A 22,140-nucleotide genomic window follows, 5' to 3' on the forward strand; every position below is an offset into this window, starting at 1 on the left:
CATCAGTGCGACGCCATCCAGCTGTCGATGCCTGCGGCCACGTCGGCGGGCGACTTGCCGGTGTACAGCCCCTGGGCCTGCTTGTTCCATTCGGTGTTGAAGCCCGCGGGCAGGCGGACCGATCCCAGGCCCTCGGCGTGCGGGAACTGCTTCGGCGCGGCGTCCAGCAGGCGCTGCACCTCGGTGCCGAGCGGGCTCAGCCCGGCCGCGAAACCCTTGCGGAGGTTGCCGTCCTGACGCAGCTGCTTCTGGATCGCGGCCTTGTCGGTCGTCAGGTACTTGACCAGCTCGACGGCCAGCTCACGCTTCTTGGTGCCCTTGGTGATCATGTACGGCATCGCGACGCTCACGCCCATCGGCGCGCTCGCGGCGTCACCGGTCGCCGGCGGCGCGGCGAAGACACCGACCGGGAACGACGGCTTGCTGCTGTCGGCCGTTGCGACGAACCAGCTCCCCAGGATGTACATCGCGGACTTGCCTTGGAAGAAGTTGGCGGGCGCGGTCTTCTCGTCGAGGCCCAGCGCGTTCTTGTCGAGGTAGCCCTTGTCGATCCAGCTCTTGTAGCGTTCGAGGATGGGCAGGTAGGTCTGGCCCGGGGTGGTCTTCTTCGCCAGCACGTCGGCGTACCAGGTGGGGTTCCGGCCGAACACGGTCGGGTCGGCGAACTCGGTGAGCTGGGTGCCGGTCACCCAGCTGCCCGCGGTGCGCAGCGGCAGGTAGCCCGCGTCCTTCAGCTTGCCCAGGGCGGCCTCGAACTCGTCGAGCGTGGCCGGCGCCTTCGCGATGCCCGCCTTGGCGAAGGCGTCCTTGTTGTAGAACACCAGGGACTGGGCCTGGACGCCCACGCCGACGGAGTAGGTCTTGCCGTCCACCTTGGCCTCGTCGACCAGCGGGGTGTCCTTGACCCACGGCTGGTCGGTCAGGTCGAGCATCTGCGGGGCCAGCGTCTTGTCGGCGCTCAGCGTCTCGACGACGTCCGGCGCGTCGCCCGCGGCCAGCAGGCGCGGCAGCGCCTCCTTGACCGACGGGGCACCCGGCTCGATCTTCACGGTCACCCCTGGGTGCGCGTCCTCGAAAGGCTTGACCACCTCGCGCCAGAAGTCCTTGGTCAGGTTCGAGGTGACGTTGACGAGCACGCGCACCTCGCCGGTCTGGCCGCCCGCCTGGGGCGAACCGGAGTCGGACGAGTCCTTGAACCCGGAGCCACAGGCCGACAGGGCGAGCAGCCCTGCCGCGGTGACGGCGGCGACGAGCCGTCTGCTGACAGAACGTGACATTAAGGGGTCCTCCGCTTACTTCCGGTCTCGGGCCCGAAACCGCTCCGTCCCGTGGCGGTAACACTCGCGTTCGGTGAAGGGAGACGATGCAGCGGGATCGCCGAAGTTGTCAACGAATAGGTGGTGATGAGGGTCGATCGAGTCATAAGTCCGTCGAGCAACTCTGGACATCCGGCTGTGCGGGCTGGACCATCGCCAACTATGCCGGTCCCCGGACGTCCCCCCGTACCGCTGGTGCTCTCCGCGACAGAGCGTCGCCAGCTCGCAGAGCTCGCCGACTCCGTCGACAGCCCCAACCTTGCCCTACGCGCGAAAATCGTCCTGTTGTGCGCCGACGGCCGGGCCAACAAGGACGTCGCCACCGCCCTCGACATCACCCCCGCGACGGTCGGCAAGTGGCGGCAGCGGTTCGTTCGCCTGGGATCCAGCGGCCTGCGCGACGGCGTGCGCGGCGGACGGCCGCGCCTGCTCGACGGGACCCGGTTGAACGGTGACGGCCGCCCTGCCAGCACCCGGGAGCTGGCCGCCCGGTTCGGGGTGTCGCAGTCGACGATTTCCCGGCGCACCCGCGACACGACCGTGCACCGCCACCCGCGGCTGCCGGATCCCGTCCCGGTGGTCGCGCGCGAAGCCACGCTGCTGTCGGACCACGCGTACGAGGCTGTGCGCGGTTGGATCATCACCGGGCAGTTGCCGCCCGGCTCCCGGATCGTGGAGTCCGATGTGGCCGGAGCGCTGGGGACCAGCCAGACCCCGGCCCGCGAGGCCATCCGCAGGCTCGCCCTCGAGGGGCTGATCACTCACCGTCCTCGGCTCGGAAATTTCGTCACCGAGATCTCCCAGGTCGAAGCCCGTGAGGCCCGGGAGGCCCGTGTGCTGCTGGAGACCGCCGCCGCCCGCCGGGCCACCGGCAGGCTGACCCCGACCGAGGTCAGCAGGCTCCGGCTCGAGGTCACACACATGAGCAATGCCGCGAGGAGCAACGACATCGTCGCGTTCCGCGAGGCCGACCTGCGTTTCCATCGGCTGGTGTGCGCGCTCGGGGGGAACTCGATGCTGCTGCGCCTGTGGACGACCATCGAGCCCGCGCTGTGGCAGCTGCAGGTGGTGTCCAGCGCGATGTTCACCGGCGACTGGAACCTGATGGCGGCTCGGCACGGCGAACTCGTCGATGCGTTGGTGGGCCACGATCCCAACGAGGCGGTACGCCTGTTCACCGCCCACGGCATGGGGCAGTCCTCGACCACTCGCCCGCGCCGCTCCGGCCCGGCGACGCCATGAGGCCGGCGGAAGCCGCCCACTGGACACGAAAACTCCGGTGCCGGCCGCGAGCACGACCGCCACCCGCGACCGCATTCCCGCTATTACCCGCTCGTCCGGCGTTTCGCGCCCGCCCGCACCCCTGTTTTCCCTTGCCAGAAAGCCGAATTACAAGGATGTGACTTGGTGACACGCGAAGTGAAACCGTTGAGAAAGATCATCACCATGTTGGCGGGTGCCGCGGTGGCGACGGCCGCGGCCATCACCTTCGCGCCCGGCGCGGCGGCGGCGGCGACCGATTTCTCCGTGGCGACGACCGGGAGCGACACCACCGGTGACGGAACGGCCGCGAACCCGTGGAAGACAGTGCAGAAGGCCCGTGACTCGATCCGCAGCATGCTGCCCGCCATGACAGCGGACATCAGGGTGAATCTCGAGCCGGGCAGTTACCACCAGACCAGCACGATCGAGTTCACCGACGCGGACTCCGGCCGCAACGGCCACGACGTGGTCTACCGGTCCAGCGGCGGCACCGGCAGCGCCCAGCTGGTCGGCGGGACACCGGCCACCGGGTGGTCGCCGTACCAGAACGGCATCTACCGGACGAACATCGGCGCGAACAAGTCGGTCAACACCCTCTACGTGGACGGCGACCGGGCGACCCTGGCGCGATTCCCGAACCGGCAGAATGACATCGACTTCCCGATGGCCCAGGCGCCGTACCTGAACTCGCCCGGTGTGGCCGGGTCCTACACCCAGCTGAGCTACAACGCGGGCGACCTCGCCGGTGTCGACTTTTCCGATCTGTCGACCATGACCGTCGGTTTGTGGCCGGGCGGCGGACTGGACTGGGCCTGGTACACCGAACGCACCCCCATCGCGAGCGTCGACACGACCGCACGAGTGATCACCCTTGCCCGCAGCGCCCGCTACACCTTGCAGAAGTCGCGGTTCTTCGTCCAAGGCGCACTGAGCCTGCTCGACGCGCCGGACGAGTACTTCTACGACAAGGTCTCCGGCTACCTGTACTACAAGCCGAAGTCCGGCACCATAGCCGGCAAGAACGTCATCGTGCCCGCCGTACAGAAGCTGGTCTCCGTGCGCGGCAGCTCGGCATCGGCACCCGCGCACAACATCACCTTCGACGGCCTGACCATCCGCGACACCGACTTCACCGCCGACTTCCGGCACGGATGGGTCCAAGCCGGCGACTCCGGAGAGGGCCACAAGTACCCTCGCTACGACCGGCAGATCAACCTGCCGCAGCACCGGACCGGCATGGTGTTCCTGGAGAACACCGACAACGTCACCGTCACCGACTCACACCTCACCAACGCCGGGTACTCCGCGATCTACCTTCTGAAAACCAACCACGACAACATCTTCAGCAACAACTGGATCGACAGGATCGGCCACTCCGGCGTCTTCCTCGAAGGCCAGTACCCCGGCGAAGGCGACACCCAGTACGGGAACACGGTGTCCAACTCGGTCATCTCGCAGGTCGGCGAGCTGGTCGGCTCCGCATCCGGCGTGGTCCTCGCCGACTCCAGCCGCAACACGGTGTCCCACCTGGACATCTTCGACACGCCACGGTACGCGACAGCGATCTACGCGGACCGCGACGTCGACCCCGACAGTGACGACTACGCCAGGAACAACCTGATCGAATACGTCAGGGTGCACGACGCCGGCCAGGACAGCGGCGACACCGCTCCGGTGTACATGTTCGGCATCTCCGACACCCAGCCCTACGCCACGAACACGGTCAACCAGGTCACGATCACCGGCGTCCGAGCACACCCGTCCATGAAAGACTACAAGCCGATGGGGGTGTACACCGACAACGACTCGTTCGGGCAGACGTTCTCGAACGTCCAGGTCTACGACACCCAGGACGACCCCTTCCACTCGAACGACTCGGGCTCGCACCTCCTGAACAACGTCAGCTGGGCGCCGGGCTTCAACGCCTCAGCGATGCAGTACGCCCGCATCGGCGTCGACTCGTCCTTCCCCTACCCCGGCGCCGCGAACTTCACCGGCGCGTTCACCAACGGGCTGGCGAACTGGTCCACCGGCAAGGGCACGCCGGGCACCAGCACCACGGTGACCCACGGCGGTGGGTCGAGCTTCGCCCAGTCCGGTGACACCAGCGTCATCCATACCGGCTTCGTCCAAGCCCAGCGCAAGCGGGTGTCGGTGTGGTTCCACGACGACACGAGCCAGACCTCGCTCGACGCGATGGCCCGGGCCGACAAGGACGGCTGGGACGGTCCCGAGTGGCGCGCGCTCGGCGTCCGGACCGCCACCTCCGCGGACAAGTACGTCTACCGGTCCGGCGCCACCACGACGGCGACCTCGGTTCCGCGCACGACAGGGTGGCACGAGTTCACCTTCGACTACACCTCCGGCACCGGCGTGGACCTCTTCATCGACGGCCGGCTCGTCGCGTCCCCGACCGGGGTCACCGAGTTCGACGGCATCGCGCTCGGCGACTGGTGGACCGACTCGGCCGCGGGCACCGCCTACTGGGACGACATCAGCGTCGCCTCCTTCGCCCAAGATTTCGAGCACGGCCTGGGCACCTTCACCGCGGCCAAGGGCACCGCCACCCTGACGGCCGTCGGCCAGAGCGGCGCCGCGTCCTACGGCACCGACGAGGACACCGACGTCATCACCACCAAGCTGCGCGGAAAGAACTACCAGCTCGCCTCGGTGTGGTTCTACGACGACGCCGCCGACACCAGCGTCCAGTCCATGGCGCGGGTGGACGAGGGTCCGTCCGACGACGCGAGCTGGCGTGGCCTGGGCGTCAACACCTCGGTGTCGGCCACCAAGTACGTCTACCGGGTCAACGGCACCAGCACGGCGAGCACCGTGACCCGGACGACCGGATGGCACCAGGCCACCTGGGACTACCGGTCCGGCGCGGGAGTCACCATGTCGATCGACGGCCAGGCGCTCACGACCGCGGCGGGCATCCGCCAGTTCGACACGATCTCCCTGGGCGACTGGTGGGGCGACGGCAACGTAGGCCCGCTCCGCTTCGACAACGTGGTGGTCTCCCACAGCTGACGAACCCGGCTCGCGGTGGGCGTTCCGGCGCCCACCGCGGGCTTTTCCCCGCCACACAACAGGAGTGCTGCATGGCGACCGTCATCTCCGCACCCGGCTCAAGCCCGGCCGGGAACTCGACTACGAAGCCGCACACCGGCTTCTGCCCGACGACATCCGCGACGACCTCGTGCACCGCTGCGTCATCGCCGGCGGGGCGGCACCTTCCTCTGCGCGTACCGGTAGTTTGTCAACGATCTGAGCCGACAGCGGTTGTCTAGACTCATTTACCTGAGTATCAGGAATCCTGTCCTTGATCGGCCAATTACCCGCCAGTAGATTGCGGGCATGCCCCCAGGTCAGCGCCATCCACGCGGACGAGCCGCAGTTGTTCTTGTCATGTCGGTGTTTCTGCTCATCGTCGTCCCGGCGTCCGCCGGCATGGCGTCGCCGGCGTTCGGAGATCAGGTGACCGTCACGCAAGGCCAGTTGCAGGGCAAGACCGATTTCGACAGTCGTCAGTTCCTCAACATTCCCTACGCGGCACCGCCGACGGGGGCGTTGCGGTTCCGACCGCCGCAGCCGCCCTCGTCGTGGCCAGGTGTTCGCGATGCCACCCGTCAAGGCAACATCTGCCCGCAAAGCCTGCCATTCGGCAATGTGAGCGAAGACTGCTTGGTGCTCAACGTGATCACGCCGCCGGCGGCGAAGTCCACGAACCTCCCGGTGATGGTGTGGCTGCACGGCGGCGCATACACCCTCGGCTCCGGCGCGGGGTACGACCCAAAACCGCTGGTCACCAAAGGTGACGTCATCGTCGTCACGGTGAACTACCGCCTCGGCTCCTTCGGCTACCTTGCCCTGCCCGGCCTGGCCACGGAGTCCGGCACCACGGGCAACTACGGTGTCCTCGACCAGCAGGCCGGCCTTCGCTGGATACGTGACAACATCGCCGCCTTCGGCGGTAACCCGCGCAACGTCACGATCTTCGGAGAGTCGGCGGGCGGGCACAGCGTCTGTATGCAGCTGATCTCCCCGACCGCGGCGGACCTGTTCCACAAGGCCATTTCCGAAAGCGGTGGCTGCGTCGGCACAGCCCTCGGCCCGGCACCGTTGAACACCGCGTACTCCGTCGGTGATTCCTTCGCGAAGAAAGTCGGTTGCCCGGACGCCGCCGCACAGGTCGCTTGCCTACGCGGCAAGCCGATGAACGAGCTGATCAAGGCGCAGGGCGAGGCACTTCCGCTGCAGGCCGAGCTGAGCTGGACGCCAACGATCGACGGAAAAGTCATCAAAGAGCCCACACGGGACGCGGTGGCCGCCGGCCGATACAACAGGGTCCCCATGATCAGCGGAACCAACAAGAACGAGGGAAACCTGTTCGTCGCGCTCGGCTGGCACCTCGGCAAGCTACGGCGGCCCACCGCGACCGAACTGGAGACGGAGATCCGCGCCAGAGCGGGTTCGGTCACTCCCGAATTGCTGGCGGCCTACCGGCCTGAGGCGCCGGACAACGCGGACGCGGCCATGTCCGGCGTGATCACCGATGGCGCCTTCGCCTGCCCGAACGAATCGCTGGTGCGGACCATGACCTCACAACCCGGACAAGCCGTCTACCAATACGAGTTCGCCGACCCACACCCGCCCTACTCGTTCCTGGACCCGCTCATGCCCCTGGAAGATTTCCATTCCGCCGAACTGTTCTACCTGTTCGGCACCGTGCAAGGACTCCCGTCCCTGCTGGACCTCCGGCAGAACCGGCTGTCACAGCAAATGATCGGATACTGGACAGAGTTCGCCACCACCGGCAACCCGAACGGTCCCGGACACCCCGCCTGGCCGGCAGCCACCACGGCCACACCGTCCCCTGTCCAGCACCTGACCTCGGAAGGCACCAGTCCCCGCACGACGTTCCCCGCCGACCACCACTGCAATCTCTGGTAAAGGTCAACTGCAGGCTTCCGCAGAGGAAACACGAGCAACATCAGGCCGAGCCAAACGTGGAGAGCACTGCCCCCGGCCTCTGTGGGCAATATACCCAGGTTCGGCGGTCGAGACCGGTCAGCTCAACCCGCGACGGCTTCGACGAGCCCGGGCGTCCTGCATCCGCTGGACGTGCGGACCCTGCTCGAGGTCCTGGGGCGCCTGACCGGCAACGGCGCCACCGTCGTCGTCATCGAACACGACCTCGACATGATCGCGAACGCCGACCACGTCATCGACATGGGACCCGGCGGCGGCGAATTCGTCGCGACGGCCACGCCCGCCGAGATCGCCGACACCGCCGGCCGTTGCCTCCGGGAACATCTCACCCGGGCCGCACGCTGAAGGTTCACCACGGCGGCGGTCCGCTGCTGCCGCCGTCGACGGCGAGTGCCGTCCCAGCGGTCACCGCCCTCGACCCGGCCACGCTCAGCCGAGTTCCGGACATCATTCCTTGGTCCCGCCCGCGAGCATGCCGGACACGAGAGCCCGCTGGGAGAACAGGAACACCAGCAGCACCGGCAAGATCGTCACCAACGCGGCCAGCGCCAGCTCCGGGCGGAGAATCTGGTTCGCCGTTCCGGCCGAGGTGTTGAACACCGCCGAGGCACTCAGCAGCGTGCTGAGTCCCACCTGCGCCGGGTACTGCTGGCTGTCGGGCAGCATGACGAACGGCAGGAAGAAGTTGTTCCAGTTGCCGACGAAGCTGAAGAAGCTGACGAGAGCGATCACCGGACGCGCCAGAGGCAGCGCGATCCGGGTGAACACCTGCAGTTCGGTGCAGCCGTCCATCCGGGCGGCCGCGAGCAAGTCGGCGGGCACGGTCGACGAATAGTAGATGTAGGTGAGGTAGACCCCGAACGGGAAGAACGACATCGGGAGGATCACCGACCAGATGGTGCCGGTCAGGCCGACGGCGTCGACCTCCAGGTACAGCGGCAGCACGATCGCCGCGTCGGGCATGATCATCACGACCAGCGTGAGGGTCAGCAGCAGCCGGCGGCCGGCGAACTTCGTCAGCGCCAGTGCGTACCCCGCCGGGACCGCGGTGAGCAGGGTCAGTGCCAGCGCCACGAAGGCGTAGACCGCGGAGTTCTTCATCCACAGCAGGATCGCTCCGTCCTGGAAGTTCACCAGGTTGTGCCAGGCCTGCGTGAGGCCGGTCCAGGTGCCGATCGAGAACGGGTGCGCCCGGATGATCTGCGCGTCGCTCTTGGTGGTCGCGAGGACCAGCCAGAGCACGGGCAAGGCGAAGAACAGCAGGAAGGCGCCGGTGACCAGGAGCCAGCCGAGCCGACCGAACCACTGCCCCGCCGGGCGATGGGCCGGGGCGCCCTTGACGAGCGTGATCACGGTTCACTCCCTTTCGAACAGCCCGCTGCGGAAGACCACCAGCGCGGCGCAGACGAGGCCCAGCGCGAGCAGGTCCACGGCCAGCGCCGCGGCGCCGTTGAAGTCACCGGCCTGGAAGGCGTACAGGTAGGACAGCTGGTTCGGCGACCACCCCTCGGGGATCACCCCGAAACTGGCCGTGGACACCAGCTGCGGCTCGACGAAGAGCTGGCTTCCCGTCGCGAAGGCCAGGATCAGCATGTAGGCGATCCACTTGCGCAGCATCGGCAACTGGATGCTGACGGCGGTCCGGAAGACACCCGCCCCGTCGATCCGCGCCGCCTCCAGCAGCTCGCCCGGAATGTTGTTGAGGGCGCCGTACATCACGATGATCCAGCCACCCGCGCCTGTCCAGAACGCGATCACGGTGAACAGCACGGGCAGGTGGCCGGGCTGGACGACCGTCGCCAGCGACGTCCAGCCGAACGTCCGCAACAGGAACCCGACCGGGCTGGCGGCCGGGTCCAGCAGGATGAGCCACAGCACCACGCTCGCGGCACCCGCCAGCGCCCCGGGCAGGTAGTAGGCGAACCGCAGGACCGCGCCGGTCCGCCGCATCCGGCCGTGCAGGAGCAGGGCCAGGCCGACGACGAGGATCATCAACGAGGCCAGCCAGATCACGACGTACACCAGGATGTTCGCGAACGCCGCGGCGAACCGGTAGTCGGCGAAGGTGCGCGTGAAGTTGCCGAACCCGACCAGCTGCGAACGCGAGTTGGAGAACGACAACCAGAGCGCGTACAACGTCGGCAGGACCCCGAACGCGAGCAGCAAAACCACATAGCCGGCGACGAAGACGTACCCTGCCTTGCCCGAGCGCCGGTCCCGCACGACGGTCACCTCAATTCACCTTGTAGCCCAGTGAAGCCGCCTTGTTCTCGATCGCCGTCTGCCATTCTCCGACGACCGAGGCGATCGTGCGCCCGCTGTTGATCGCGGGCACCACCGTGGCGGCGTAAATCGCTTCCTGGCTGTATTGGGTCGCCGACCAGCCCGGCCAGATCCGGCCGGCGGCCTGGGCGAGCGGGCCTGATACGTCGTCGGCGAAGTACCCGGTGGCCTGCTGCTTGGCCAGCCATGCGGTGGCCGCCGTGCGGTACGCCGGGTAGGTGGACGCTCCGCTCTGCGCTTCGTCCGAACTGGTCACCCAGGTCACCAGATCGCCTGCGGTCTTGAGGTTCTTGCTGTGCGAGGAGACGTACCACACGCCGCCGCCGACGTTGCCGGTGTAGGTCTCGCTGTCGCTCGCGTACTTCAGCGGTGCCGCCGCGGCGATCTGCCCGGCCGGGATCTTGAAGGTGGAGTTGAACAACACCTGTCCGTACCAGGACGGCCCGGGAGTCATCAGCAGCTTGGTGGACTGGTCCTTGATGAATCCGGCGTCGAAGACACTCGCCTTGGCCAGTGAACCGGCCCCGATCAACGTGTCCAGGATGGACACCGCGCGGCCGCACTTGGGACTCTTCAGGTCTACCGTGACGTTCTTGCCCCCGCTGATCGTCGAAGCCGGGCACTGGCCGGCCCACAGGTAGATCTCCGGGGTCCACGGGTCACCCGCCGTGCCGACCAGGTAGCCCGGGTGTTCCTTCGCCACCCGCTGCCCGAGCTGCTGGTAGTCCTCCCAGGTTTGCGGAACCTGGTAACCGAACTCGTCGAGGAGTCTTTTGTTGTACCACAGCACGACCTGGGCGATGTCGTTGCGGACGCAGTAGACGTGGTCGCCGACCTTGCAGGGGTCGAGCGCACCGGGCGAAAACCCGTCGAGCACCTTCCGGTCGACGATCCCCTGGTTGACCGGCGCGGCGTAAGGGGTCTTGCCGTAGGCGGCCCAAGCGGTGTCGCTGAGCGTCGCGCTGAAGGCCACGTCCGGCCAGCCGTTGCCGGTGCGGTCGAACAACTGGACCTTGGTCTGCAGGTCGGTGGCGCCGTTGGCGTTCCCGCTGTAGGTGACGATCTTGAGCTTGGCCTGCGGGTGGGTCCGCTGGTAGGCCTCGACGACCGGTACCCGGGTGGCGTCCACCCAGACCGTGAGCTCGCTGCCTTCTTCCTGGGTGGCCGGGGCGAACCCGCCCGAGGACGACGTGGCCGGTTGCGGATCGGCGCTCCCGCAGGCGGTGAGCAGGAGCGCGGCAGCGGAGACCGCGACGGCGCCCACCCAGTTTCTGGTATTCATCGTCGAATTCCTTCCTCGGGTTCCGATGGCCGGGTCGCCGGCCTGAGCTCACACGTGGGCAGCCAGTGCGGCGGGATAGTCCAAATGGGACGGCAGGCCGACACCGGGTGCCTGGGGCGCGCGCACCAGCCCGTCGGCGCCGACGCAGTCTTCCCGGCGGACCTGGGTGGCCGTGATCAACGATTCGTAGTAGGTGTTGTTCGGTACGGCCATGCACAGGTGCTGGTGCGGGATGATGGGCCCGTGCACCTCGGCGCGCAGCCGGTAGGCGTCCGCGAGATGGGCGATCCGCATCGCCCCCGTGAACCCGCCGCGCAGCTCCGTACTCGTGCGCACGCCCGCGGTGGCGGCGCCACTGGCCACGAAGTCCGCCGTGTTCATGTGCGCGCCGTCGGAGGTTTCCCCGACCAGCAACGGAACCGCGACCTTCTCGCCGAGCCACTTGTAGGCCGTCACGCTGAACTCGCGCATCGGCTCCTCGTACCAGAGGTAGCCGGCGTCGGAGAGGACGTGGCCCAGGCGGATCGCGTCGGCGAGGTCGAATCCGGCGGAACCGTCGTAGGCCAGCGGAAAGTCGTCGCCGACGTGCTCCCGCAGCGCCGCGCACAGCTTCGCGTCGCGCCGCCAGTCGCCCCAGGCATGCAGCTTGATGGACGTGAACCCGAGTTCCCGCACCTGATCCGCGACGTCCAGGTACTCCTCGACCGTCCCGAAGGTGACGGTCGAGGCCTGCGCCGGGATCTCCGTCCGGTAGCCACCCAGCAGCTGCCACACCGGCTGGGCCACGACCTTGGCCGCCAGGTCCCACAGCGCCACGTCCGCCAAGCCCAGTACGTACAGCGGCATTTCCTCGACTCGGTCCAGCTCCCACATCCGGTGCCAGAGCCATTCACGCTGGTACGGGTCGGCCCCGATCAGTTCGGTCCGGAGCAGCCGGTCGACGATGTCCTGCACGATCACTCCCTTGCGAGGAGCGAAGGCCACACCTTCGGCACCTTCGTCGGTGCAGATCCGCAGGACCGCGCCCATCCCGTCGGGCCACGACCCCGGGAGCCCCTGCCGCCAGGCGAAGGGCGGATTCGGCCCCGGAACCCGCACGAGGTGACACTCGACGTGGGTGATGCGCACAACGGGCTCCTTCGGGCGCCGATGCCGATGCCGATCCGGCATCGGGAGGTGCTCAGCGGGGGCTACTTCATCATATGAATTACGTATGTGCAAGAGGGTATGCTCCGCCCATGGGAGATCTCGCGAGAGGCACGATCCACGGACGGCCGGCAACGGCTCCGCCCACCGGCGAAACCCTCGGCCCGGTCAAACCGAAGCGTGCCGGGCGGCTGGGCGACACCGTGGTGACCCACCTGGTGGACCGCATCGTCTCGGGGACCTATCCCGTGACGTCGGCCCTGCCCGTCGAGTCGGACCTGTGCGAAGAATTCGGCGTATCCCGCACCGTGATCCGGGAATCCGTCAAGCTGCTCGAAGAGAAGGGCCTGGTGAAGGCAACGCCGGGCCGCGGCACGCGGGTCCTGCCCGCCCCCGGCTGGAACCTCCTCGACCCCGTCGTGCTGGAAGCACAGATCCGGCACGACGGCGACCTCGCGATCCTCGACGACCTGGTGAGCGTCCGCGCCGCGCTCGAGGCCGAAATGGCCGCCCGCTGCGCCCGCGTCATCACCGCGGAGGACTCCACCGCCCTCACCGCGCAGGCGGAGGTCCTGGCGCAGTCCGTGCACGACCCGGAGCGCTACGTCGCCGAGGACGTCGTGTTCCACGAGATCATCATGCGGGCTTCGGGCAACCGCCTGGGCCACGCGATCATCCACGGCATCCACGCCAAGGCCCGGCTGTCCGACCGTTACAACGGAGCACCCAGTCCCGAGGACTTCGCCCGTTCCATGGCCGAGCACCGCGCGATCGAGGCGATGATCCTCGGCGGCGACACCGAAGGCGCCGCCGCGGTGATGCGCGGCCACATCCTCGGCTCGTGGGCGCGACGCCGTCCCGCTGTGCACGGCGCACTCGGCCGCGCCGACGCCACCTGACCCGGAGGGTGGCGGGGATCCCGGTCCCCCGCCACCCGGCACGCATCACCTGGTGATGCTCACCGAACCGAACTCGGCGAGCCCCGGCTTGCCCGGATCGTGCGAGGTGTGCAAGAGCCCGGCGTCCAGTACCTGCCCGGCCCCACGCAACGCGGCCGCGGGGCCGATGCGGGTCCACGTGCTGCCGTCGGCGGACGAGAATCCCTCGACCTGGTTGCCGGTCCGGACGAGTTTCAGCCAGACCGGCGCGCGGACGCCCGGGACCTGGGACTGGGCGTCGAGCATGCCGTCACCGTCGCTGTCCACCGCGAACACGACCCCGTTCGCCGGGGTCGCCAAGACGGCCGCATACCCCTGCGCGGACTTCGCCGCAGTCAGATCGTTCCGCACCACGATGCCCGATTTCGTCCACGAATTCGTCGCGTCCTGCCGGTCCACCCTGGCCACGATCCGGCCGTCGCCGTCGATCGCGCCAGGCTGGTAGACGACGCCGTACTCGTCGTCGTGCTGTCCGCCCGCACCCCAGACGTCGGCTCCGGCGGCCGCGATCGCGAACCGCCCGCCGTCCTCGGCGAAGACCGCGGGGACCGAGCCGTACCCACGCCACGGAGCGGCGACCGGCTTCCCGGAAAGCGCGGTCCCGCTCGAGGCGAGGGTCCGCGGCTGCCCTGCCTCCCGGTACGTCGCCGTGACCGCGAAGGGAGTGCTGGAGATCAGGGCTCCGGGCGTCACGGGGGCACTGATCCGCCAGACGGCCTGCACCGTGTCCCCACCGCTGACGGAGCACCGCGCGCCCTGCACCTGCTGCATTGTGCGCCCCTCGGCGGTGGCCGAGAGAACCAAATCCGTGACGGGCCGGGTTCCGACGTTCGTGAACCGGGCCGTGAGCGTGACGGCCCCGCCGGCCGCCGGAGCGGTGACGACGCTCAGATGGCCCGCGGTCGGCCGCGCGCCATTACGCAGTCGGCCGGCCTCGTAGATGACCCGGTAAGCGTCCACCGGCCAGTCGGAGCCCGAGACGAGTACGTTGTCCTTGACCACGTTGCCGCGATCACCGTCGCGGGCATTGCTGTCCGTGGAGTTGGTCCAGTTACCGGTGATCGTGAGGTTGCCGGTCAGGTGCCCGGGGAAGTTCCCGTTGAACCATCGCGAGTTGCCCGGCATGTCGAAGACGTTGGCCCGCCAGGTGCCGTAGCGGGAGCCCTCGTCGGCGTAGACGGCGAAGAACTGGTTGCCGTAGCTGTGGTTGCGCTCCCACACGGTGCCGGGATTGGCCGAGAGGTTGTAGAACGCGGCACCGTCGGTGTGCATCTTCATGACGTCGTGGACCAGGTTCCCGGCGATCCGGTTGTTCTTCGACGTGGTCGGGGTTGCGTACTTCGGCTGGTACTTGTAGAGGCCGCGCCGCTCGTACTCCGGGCTTCCCCCGGCGTCGTTGGCGCCCCACCCGAAACCGGTGTTGATCCCCGAGTACGGGAGGTTCCCGACCTCGTTGTGGACGATCGCGGCGTTTTCGGTGTAGGTGGTCAGGATCGCCACGCCCGACGTGTACACCTTCGCCACATCGGTGACGAGGTTGTCGCTGATGTCGATGTCCTTGACGATCATCCGCGGATCGGACGGGTGGTGTGCGTCCGCCTGGACCCCGCCGACCGTGATGCCGTTCCCGGCGATCTGGGTCAGGACGGAGTCCTGGACCGCGACGCGCTGGGCCCCCAGCCCGACACCGGACGCGTGCGCGTTCGCGTCGTTCCCGATCCCGATCCCGACCGCGCCGAGGTCGGTGTAGGTGTTCCCGATGAGTTCGATGTCGTGTGCCGCCGAAACCTGGACCGCGGCCGGCATCTGGTGCCAGTGCGGGCGGCTCGCTTCGAACTCCGGGTAGCGGACGTCGTCGCCGATGAACGTGCCGGTCTGCTGATCGGCCAGACCGAGGGAGGAGCTCGGCAGCCGCCAGGTGGTGTCGGAGAACTTCAGGCCGCTCACGGAGATGTTCTGGGCAGGCCGGTCGTAGCTGCCGCCGATCTGCAGGAGGGACTCCAGTTTCGGCAGTTCGACGTCGGCCGCCTTGACGTCCTGGCCGGCGAGTGGCTTGTAGTACAGCCGGGCGGCGTTCTCGTCCAGGAACCACTCGCCGGGCTCGTCCAGCAGGGAAAGCGCGTTTTCGACGAAGAAGCCTCCCTCGTGGAAGGGCGCGCCCAGGTGGTCCCAGCCCCAGGTGTTATTCCGCCAGGAGGGCTGCTCCATGCGGATCAACCCGCCGGCGACGCGCTCGACGGGAGCGTAGCGATCGGTGAAGGAGTCGATACCGCGGAATTCGGCCCGGTCGATCCCGGGCAGGCTCAGCAACCAGCGGGCGCGGTCGTCGGCGATCGTGTATCCGTCGGGGGTGATCGTCAGGTCGCTGCGGGACACCGCGGTCCGGGCTCGCTGGGCGGTCACGCCGTCGACGTAGAGCTGGCGCGTCGACGAGCCCGGCCGCACCGGCGCGGACCAGATGCCCTTGGCCGGATCGGAGAGCCGCCAGCCGGTGACGCGCTCGCCTCCGGACACCACCGGGTGGGCCCCCTTCGCGGCCTGCCAGAGCACCCGATGACCGTTCGACCCGGAATCCTCGGCGGTCAGCACGAGCGGCTCGGTCAGCCGGTAAACCCCGTCGCCGACGTTGACGACGACGTCACGCCGCAAGTCGTGGTTCAACCGGCGGACGAGGTCGCGGGCTTTCTGCAAACTGGCCACCGGTTTGCCGGCCGTCCCGTCGTTGGCGTCGTTCCCGCGGGACGACAACCAGATCGAAGTCACCGGCGCGGCCGACGCACCGGGTGGCGAGGCGATCGACAGGGCGGCGACCGCGGCGACGACCGCGGAGAGCGCTCGCCGCCTCCGCCAGGGATGCTTCGCGCCGGGACGGGGGTCATCGAACGGTCTCATAGCAGTCCTTCCGTCGAGCACGGCTCCGTTACCGGCACTCGGTCCCACCACGGCGACTCTGCCGCCAAGTTTGTGTAACGTAATTCGTAGTATCTTTCTGGTCAACCTTCTTCCGGCGGTGCCCGCGACGCCGCCGCTGGCCGCTTCCGCCGGCGGCTGTTCTTGGTCCGCAGTGACCCGCCGGCCCGAGCAGCTACTTCGGCGGGTTCCCGAAGGACCGGCTCAGTCCGCTCTCCTGCCCGGACAATGTCACCTTCGACGCCTACGACAACTTCTGAATCGCCACCGACGGCAACGCCCTCAAGTCCAACATTGAAGCCGGCGCCGTCCTCCTGCCGGGAAGCCCGGATCGGCGCACACGCCCTGGTCGCCGCCGGCTCGGTCGCATGCCGGTACCGACAACCGGCTCCGCTCTACCTCGATCACGGTTTCCAGCCGACGGCATCCTGATCACGACGACGGCGAGCTACTCGGGCGCGCTGTCCCGGACGAACGGCTTCCAACTGGCGTAGTGCGGCATGGCGCCCACGATGTGGCTCGATGAGGGCGGACCGTGTGATGAGCCATACTCAACTCGTGGGTGAGACGGGTCATGGCAAGGTCGAGACGTTCGTACCGGAGGCGGATGGGGATGCCACCTACCGGCCGGGTTATTCGCGAGCGGCAGAGCGGATCCTGCAGTTCATCACCGAGCAGGGCTTCGTGCCGGGTGACCGGCTACCCACCGAGGCGCGGTTCGCCGAGATCCTCGGCTTCAGCCGCACGATCACCCGGGACGCGCTGAAGACCCTCGCGGCCACCGGCCGGATCAGCACGCAGCGCGGGCGGGGCATCTTCGTCGCCGATCCGGCGGACGCGCCGGTGTCGCCGGTGGCCGGGTTCGTGCCGACTGACATTGCCCATATCATGGATATGTTCGAGTTCCGAGGGGTGCAGGAACAGGCTGCAGCCCGCCTGGCCGCGAAGCGGGCTACGCCGGGCGAGCTGGTTGCCATCGACGACGCCCTCGAGGCGTATGCCCGGTCACTGGAGGCTGCGGATCCGAGGGCGATGGCGGCCGCCGACGAGTCCTTCCACCGTGCCGTCGCCAGGGCTGCCCACAGTGGGTTCTTGCTCGACTCGATCACGAAGATTCAGGGTCTGCAACGGCGCGTGGTGGCAGCGGCGTTCGACGGATTCAGCGGTGGTCCGGTGGCCACCGCTTTGGCGGAGCACCGTCAGATTCTCGAGGCCGTCCGACGCGGAGACGCCGAACAGGCGGGCCTTGCGGCCCTGGCGCACGTCGAACGCACCCGCCTGAGTTACCAGGCGGAGATCGGCCGGCGAGTCTTCCGGTCGTCCTGACCGCAAGCACGGGGCACGACCGACAGGCGATATCTGCCGTTCTCGACTCTCGCCGAGACTTGCTCCATCTGCGCTAAATGAAGCAGGTTAATTAACTCAGGGTCCCACGTCGGCCAAGGGCCGCCGCTTCGCATGGGCGCAAAACGGGATGATAGACGCCTTCCTGGTGCACTTGCTGCCGTGATCGTGTCCAAAATGAGTCCTCCTCATTACGATCAATGACTGGTATGTTGTGCGCGTCACACAGGATGTACCAGCTTCATTGGCCGCGGATGCCGCGTCGCCATGCTCAGGACCGGAGTCGCCGTGCGCATCACCCACGTGGAAACCTTCTCTGCCGACGTCGCCGCTCCGGAGCCGCCCTTCCGATGGCGTGACGGGTTGCGCGGCTCGTCCGGCGGACAGGTCGGCATCATCCGCATCGGCACCGACACGGGCGCGACCGGTGTGGCGACCGCGCACAAGCCGGGCTCCGCCGTCGTTCTGCGGGAGCTCGTCGACCGCGTGCTGCGCCCGGAACTGGTCGGGGCCGACCCGTTGCAGCGCGAGTGGCTGTGGGAGCGCCTCTGGAACATCGACCGCACCGAGTATCTGCCTATTCACCTGCTCGGAGTCATCGACACAGCGCTGTGGGACCTGGCCGGGCGGGTGCACGGCGCCCCGTGCTGGCAACTGCTCGGCGGCTACCGCACGCGCATCCCTGCGTACGCGTCAACTGTGACCTTCGATTCGATCGAGGAGTACCTCGACGTCGCGGACCAGTGTTTGGCGCTCGGCTATCCGGCCATCAAGCTGCACGCCTGGGGCGATCGCGACCGCGACACCAGGCTGATCCAGGCGCTGCGCGCGCACGTCGGTCCGGACGTCCCGCTGATGTACGACGGCTCCGCGGCGTTCGACCTCGCCGACGCTGTGCAGGTCGGTCACGCCCTGACCGAGTGTGGCTACTTCTGGTACGAGGAACCGATCCGGGAGTACAGCATCACGGCTTATCGGTGGCTCGCCGAACGGGTCGGCGTGCCACTCAACGTGGCCGAGACGATCCCCGGCGGCCACCTGAGCACGGCCGACTTCCTCGCTGCCGGTTGCGCGACCTACGTACGGACGAGTGCGGCCCTGCGCGGCGGAATGACCGGTGCGATGCGGATCGCCCACCTGGCGGACGCCTACCGGCTGCGCGCCGAGGTGCACGGCAACACGCAGTCGGCCCGGCACCTGTGTATGGCGATCCCCAACACCACTTACTACGAGGTCCTCGTGACCGCCAACCCCGTACGCAAGGAATCGGGCGTCGAACCGGACGGCTCGGTCCTTGCGCCCCGCGACGACGGGATCGGCCTCGCACCCGGGCCGGCCTATCCCGCCGCGCTCGCGGAGTACGTGTGCGCCCCATGACCGGCTGCCGCATCACCACGACGACATGACCATTCCTGGGAGGAAATACATGCTTACCCCGTCGACCAGGCCCGGCCCGCGTCGAGCCCGTGCGCTGGCGGCCGTGATGACGGCCGCATTGCTGATCACCGCCTGCGCGAACGCCGACCCCAACCGGGACGGCACCCCGCGGGCCGCCGCCGGCTCGTTCAGCCCGGCGCCGCAGGATCCGTCGAGCGAGATCACCGTGTGGGTGGACGCGACCCGGACCGCCGCGGTCGACGCCTACCGCAAGGCTCACCCGGAGGTGAAGATCAAGGCGGTCACCTACAGCGGCGGCGCGAACGGAAGCACCGAGCTGAGGACCAAGATCGAGCTGTTCGACCGTACCGGTCAAGGGTGGCCCGACGTCGTCTGGCCGAACGTCCAGGACCTCGCCTGGGCGACCACAGGGGCGACCCCGTTCGCCGCTCCACTCGACACGCTGGTCGACAGGTCCGTGCTCGACGGGTACGTCAAGGGCGCGCTCGACCAATGCACAGCGGGCGGCAAGGTCTACTGCCTGCGCAACGATCTGGCTCAGAACGTGCTCTGGTACAACAAGAAGCTCATGGACCAGTTCGGCTACCAGGTCCCCACGACCTGGGAGCAGTGGCAGCAACTGGGCCTGCGGGTGGCCAAAGAGCACCCGGGATACCTGGTCGGTGAGGTGGGTAGCCCGACTTCGCCGCACGTCTACTTCTGGGGCAGCCAGTGCCCGATCAGCGTGCTCACCGGGGACAAGACGGTGACCGTCGACCTCCGGGACCCGACGTGCACGAGAATGGCGCAGCTCCTCGATCCGTTGCTGAGTGCCGGTGCGCTGGGCACCCGTAACAAGTGGGACACCGGCTTCATCAAGGAGCAGGCCGCCAAGATCCTCATGATGCCGGGGCCCGCCTGGTACGGCCAGGCGCTGTTCAACGCCGGCTACCACACCCCCCGGGGAGAGATCGCGGCCGCTGCCCCGCTGAAGTTCGCGGCGGAGGCCGAGACCTGGACCGGCGCCGTCGGTGGGGGGATGTGGTTCATCTCCTCGCACAGTCGCAACCTCAAGGCCGCCGCCGACTTCGCCACCTGGGTCACCACCGACCCCGGATACACGACGACCGCCGCGACCTACCCCGCCTACGGCCCTGCGGCGACCGGCTGGCTGGCGGCCCAGCAGGCGTCCGGCTACTACGCCAACGACATCGGCCCGGTCCTGCAACAGGCCGCGCCGCGGATCTGGACCAAGTGGGCGGTCAGCACGCTGTACAGCCAGGAGGCGATCTACGCCGCGACCATGGTGCCGGCGCTCTCCTCAGGCAAGTCCGTCTCGTCGCAGCTGGACTTGTGGCAGCAGGCGATCGTCAACAAGGCCACCGCACTCGGCTACAAGGTCAACTGATCGATGGTGGCGACCGAGACTCCCCAGGCCCGGGTCGGCGCGAGCCGGCCCGGCAGCCGGGTGGCGACGCCCCGCAGGCGTGTCCGCGGCGGCCGGGTCGGCTACCCCTTCGTGGCCGGCTACACGATTCTCCTGGTGCTGTTCGGCGTGGTGCCGGTGGCCTACGCCCTGTGGCTGTCGATGACCAACTCCAGCGGCCAGTTCGTGGGCCTGGGCAACTTCACCCGGGTGTTCGCCGACTACCGGTTCGGCTCGGCCTTCGCCCACATCGGGCTCTACCTGGCCCTGTGGCTCATCATGCTGATGGTGCTGGTGGTGTCGCTGGCCCTGATGCTGCACGGCCGGCTGAAGCGGACGAGCGCGGCGGTCCGGTTCGTCTGCTACCTGCCGGGCGCTTTCGCCGGAGCGTCGAGCGTGCTGATCTGGCTGATCCTGCTCGACCCGGTCGCGAGTCCGGTCGGTCCGGTGCTGCGGGCAGTCGGCTGGCACAGCGCGGCACAGGTCGTGGCGCCGGAGAACCTGCCGGTGATCTTCACGATCATCGCCTTCTGGACGGGCGCCGGCAGCTGGATCGTCATCATGCATGGCGCGCTCAACGGTATTCCGGACGAGGTCATCGAGGCAGCCCGGATCGACGGGGCCAGCGCACTGCAGATCGCACTTCGGATCCAGCTCCCGATGTTGCGCAAGTGGATCGCGTACATGTTGATCCTCGCCTTCGCCGGCGGGGCCCAGCTGTTCGTGGAACCGCAACTCGTGGGTACGGCAAGCTTCGGGCAGGTGCCCGACGACTGGTCGCCCAACCAGCTCAGCTACCAGTACGCGTTCGTCTCGGGCGACTTCAACGGCGCGGCGGCCATCGCGGTCGTCCTGCTCGTGCTGAGCCTCGCCTGCGCCGCGGCCGCCGTGTTCAAGGCCGGGCTGTTCGAGAGGGGCCGTTCGTGACCAATCCGTCGTCGATCGCGAGCCGGGTTCCCGCCGGCCGGAACCGGGCAGGCGCGACGTCCATGGCCGCCCGGGTCGCCTGGGTGATGGTAGTCGGCGTCTTTCTGTGCTTCTTCGCCCTGCCGATCGCCTGGATGCTGCTCGCCCCGACCCGGAGCGACGCGGGAATCGTGCACGGTGCTCCGTTCACCTTCGGCTCGCTGGACGACCTCGCGGCCGGCTGGCGGCACCTGTACGACTTCCAGTCGCACGCGATCGTCACCTGGATAGGCAATTCGGCGCTGTATTCGTTCTCGGCGCTCGCCATCACGCTGGTCACTGCCGTGCCCGCCGGCTACGCCCTGGCCACAACCCGCTTTCGCGGGAAGGTCGCGCTGTTGACGACCACCCTGATGGTGATGCTGATGCCCAACGCCACCCTGGTGCTGCCGCTCTACCTCGAGATGAACGCGCTCGGCCTGGACGGCGCCCGGTTGAGCGTCATCCTGCCGCTCTCGTTCTTCCCGTTCGGCGTGTACCTGACCTACATCTACTACGCCACCACCGTCTCCGGCGACCTGCTGGACGCGGCCCGGATAGACGGCGCGAGCGAGTGGATGGTCTTCCGGCGGATCGCGCTGCCCTTGGCCCGGCCGGTGGTCGCTCTGGTCGCCTTCTTCAGCTTCGTGCACAGCTGGAACAACTTCTTCCTGCCGTTCGTGATGCTGCCCGACAGCCAGCAGTATCCCGCCCAGGTAGGGCTGAACAATTTGTTGACCGCCTCGCCGATGTTCAACTCCTCGAGCGGCATCTCGCAGATCCTCCGGCCCGAGCTGGCGCTGGCTGCTCTGCTCACCAGCATCCCGGTCCTGATCGTCTTCCTCTTCTCCCAACGCGCACTGGTCGCCGGCATGACCGCCGGGGCGACGAAGGAGTAGCGCTTCCCCAACCACCGAG

General features: G+C 68.1%; 17 protein-coding genes. 11 read left to right on the forward strand and 6 right to left on the reverse strand.

Annotation, left to right across the window (positions count from 1 at the left end):
• Positions 1-2 precede the first annotated feature (2 nt).
• The gene (locus tag ACFVYA_RS21000) at positions 3-1,277 is read right to left on the reverse strand and encodes an ABC transporter substrate-binding protein (RefSeq protein WP_387047131.1); all 1,275 of its coding nucleotides are present in this window, start codon (positions 1,275-1,277) and stop codon (positions 3-5) included.
• 201 nt (positions 1,278-1,478) lie between these two features.
• On the opposite strand from ACFVYA_RS21000, the gene ACFVYA_RS21005 reads away from it, so the two are divergent.
• From ACFVYA_RS21005 to ACFVYA_RS21025, 5 genes are all read left to right on the forward strand, one after another.
• Complete coding sequence (locus ACFVYA_RS21005) at positions 1,479-2,558, forward strand: FCD domain-containing protein (RefSeq protein ID WP_387047133.1); 1,080 nt, start codon at positions 1,479-1,481, stop codon at positions 2,556-2,558.
• A 165-nt stretch (positions 2,559-2,723) separates the two neighbouring features.
• The gene (locus ACFVYA_RS21010; protein WP_387047134.1) at positions 2,724-5,609 is read left to right on the forward strand and encodes a right-handed parallel beta-helix repeat-containing protein; all 2,886 of its coding nucleotides are present in this window, start codon (positions 2,724-2,726) and stop codon (positions 5,607-5,609) included.
• Positions 5,610-5,673: 64 nt separating this feature from the next.
• Entirely contained in the window at positions 5,674-5,850 is a 177-nt protein-coding gene (locus ACFVYA_RS21015) for a hypothetical protein (protein WP_387047136.1), read from the forward strand.
• Between the two features lie 143 nt (positions 5,851-5,993).
• Complete coding sequence (locus ACFVYA_RS21020; protein WP_387047138.1) at positions 5,994-7,532, forward strand: carboxylesterase/lipase family protein; 1,539 nt, start codon at positions 5,994-5,996, stop codon at positions 7,530-7,532.
• A 171-nt stretch (positions 7,533-7,703) separates the two neighbouring features.
• Complete coding sequence (locus ACFVYA_RS21025; RefSeq protein WP_387047139.1) at positions 7,704-7,916, forward strand: hypothetical protein; 213 nt, start codon at positions 7,704-7,706, stop codon at positions 7,914-7,916.
• A gap of 102 nt (positions 7,917-8,018) precedes the next feature.
• On the opposite strand, the gene ACFVYA_RS21030 is transcribed toward ACFVYA_RS21025, so the two are convergent.
• Genes ACFVYA_RS21030 through ACFVYA_RS21045 form a run of 4 tightly spaced genes read right to left on the reverse strand, consistent with a single transcriptional unit; the run spans position 8,019 to position 12,264 of the window.
• Entirely contained in the window at positions 8,019-8,924 is a 906-nt protein-coding gene (locus tag ACFVYA_RS21030; protein WP_387047140.1) for a carbohydrate ABC transporter permease, read from the reverse strand.
• 3 nt (positions 8,925-8,927) lie between these two features.
• Complete coding sequence (locus ACFVYA_RS21035) at positions 8,928-9,803, reverse strand: carbohydrate ABC transporter permease (RefSeq protein ID WP_387047142.1); 876 nt, start codon at positions 9,801-9,803, stop codon at positions 8,928-8,930.
• 1 nt (position 9,804) lies between these two features.
• The gene (locus ACFVYA_RS21040; RefSeq protein ID WP_387047144.1) at positions 9,805-11,136 is read right to left on the reverse strand and encodes an ABC transporter substrate-binding protein; all 1,332 of its coding nucleotides are present in this window, start codon (positions 11,134-11,136) and stop codon (positions 9,805-9,807) included.
• 48 nt (positions 11,137-11,184) lie between these two features.
• On the reverse strand, positions 11,185-12,264 hold the full coding sequence (locus ACFVYA_RS21045; RefSeq protein WP_387047146.1) for an enolase C-terminal domain-like protein: 1,080 nt from the start codon (positions 12,262-12,264) through the stop codon (positions 11,185-11,187).
• 110 nt (positions 12,265-12,374) lie between these two features.
• On the opposite strand from ACFVYA_RS21045, the gene ACFVYA_RS21050 reads away from it, so the two are divergent.
• Complete coding sequence (locus tag ACFVYA_RS21050) at positions 12,375-13,181, forward strand: FadR/GntR family transcriptional regulator (protein WP_387047147.1); 807 nt, start codon at positions 12,375-12,377, stop codon at positions 13,179-13,181.
• Positions 13,182-13,226: 45 nt separating this feature from the next.
• Here the strand turns inward: ACFVYA_RS21050 and ACFVYA_RS21055 are convergent, their stop codons facing one another.
• Positions 13,227-16,112 (reverse strand): right-handed parallel beta-helix repeat-containing protein, encoded by a 2,886-nt coding sequence (locus tag ACFVYA_RS21055; protein ID WP_387047149.1) that lies wholly within the window; start codon positions 16,110-16,112, stop codon positions 13,227-13,229.
• 576 nt (positions 16,113-16,688) lie between these two features.
• On the opposite strand from ACFVYA_RS21055, the gene ACFVYA_RS21060 reads away from it, so the two are divergent.
• The 5 genes from ACFVYA_RS21060 to ACFVYA_RS21080 all read left to right on the forward strand — a co-directional run bounded on the left by ACFVYA_RS21060 (position 16,689) and on the right by ACFVYA_RS21080 (position 22,121).
• The gene (locus tag ACFVYA_RS21060) at positions 16,689-17,456 is read left to right on the forward strand and encodes a FadR/GntR family transcriptional regulator (RefSeq protein ID WP_387047151.1); all 768 of its coding nucleotides are present in this window, start codon (positions 16,689-16,691) and stop codon (positions 17,454-17,456) included.
• 306 nt (positions 17,457-17,762) lie between these two features.
• Positions 17,763-18,851: an enolase C-terminal domain-like protein gene (locus ACFVYA_RS21065; protein WP_387047153.1), complete on the forward strand. Its 1,089-nt coding sequence runs from the start codon at positions 17,763-17,765 to the stop codon at positions 18,849-18,851.
• Positions 18,852-18,957: 106 nt separating this feature from the next.
• Entirely contained in the window at positions 18,958-20,259 is a 1,302-nt protein-coding gene (locus tag ACFVYA_RS21070; RefSeq protein WP_387047155.1) for an ABC transporter substrate-binding protein, read from the forward strand.
• Positions 20,260-20,262: 3 nt separating this feature from the next.
• Positions 20,263-21,204 carry a carbohydrate ABC transporter permease gene (locus ACFVYA_RS21075; protein ID WP_387047157.1) on the forward strand — a complete coding sequence of 314 codons (942 nt, stop codon included), beginning with the start codon at positions 20,263-20,265 and terminating at the stop codon, positions 21,202-21,204.
• On the forward strand, positions 21,201-22,121 hold the full coding sequence (locus ACFVYA_RS21080; RefSeq protein WP_387047159.1) for a carbohydrate ABC transporter permease: 921 nt from the start codon (positions 21,201-21,203) through the stop codon (positions 22,119-22,121). Before ACFVYA_RS21075 ends, ACFVYA_RS21080 begins: the two co-directional genes overlap by 4 nt.
• Positions 22,122-22,140: the final 19 nt, after the last annotated feature.

The organism is Amycolatopsis sp. NPDC058278 (assembly GCF_042881395.1).
Classification (GTDB): Bacteria; Actinomycetota; Actinomycetes; order Mycobacteriales; family Pseudonocardiaceae; genus Amycolatopsis.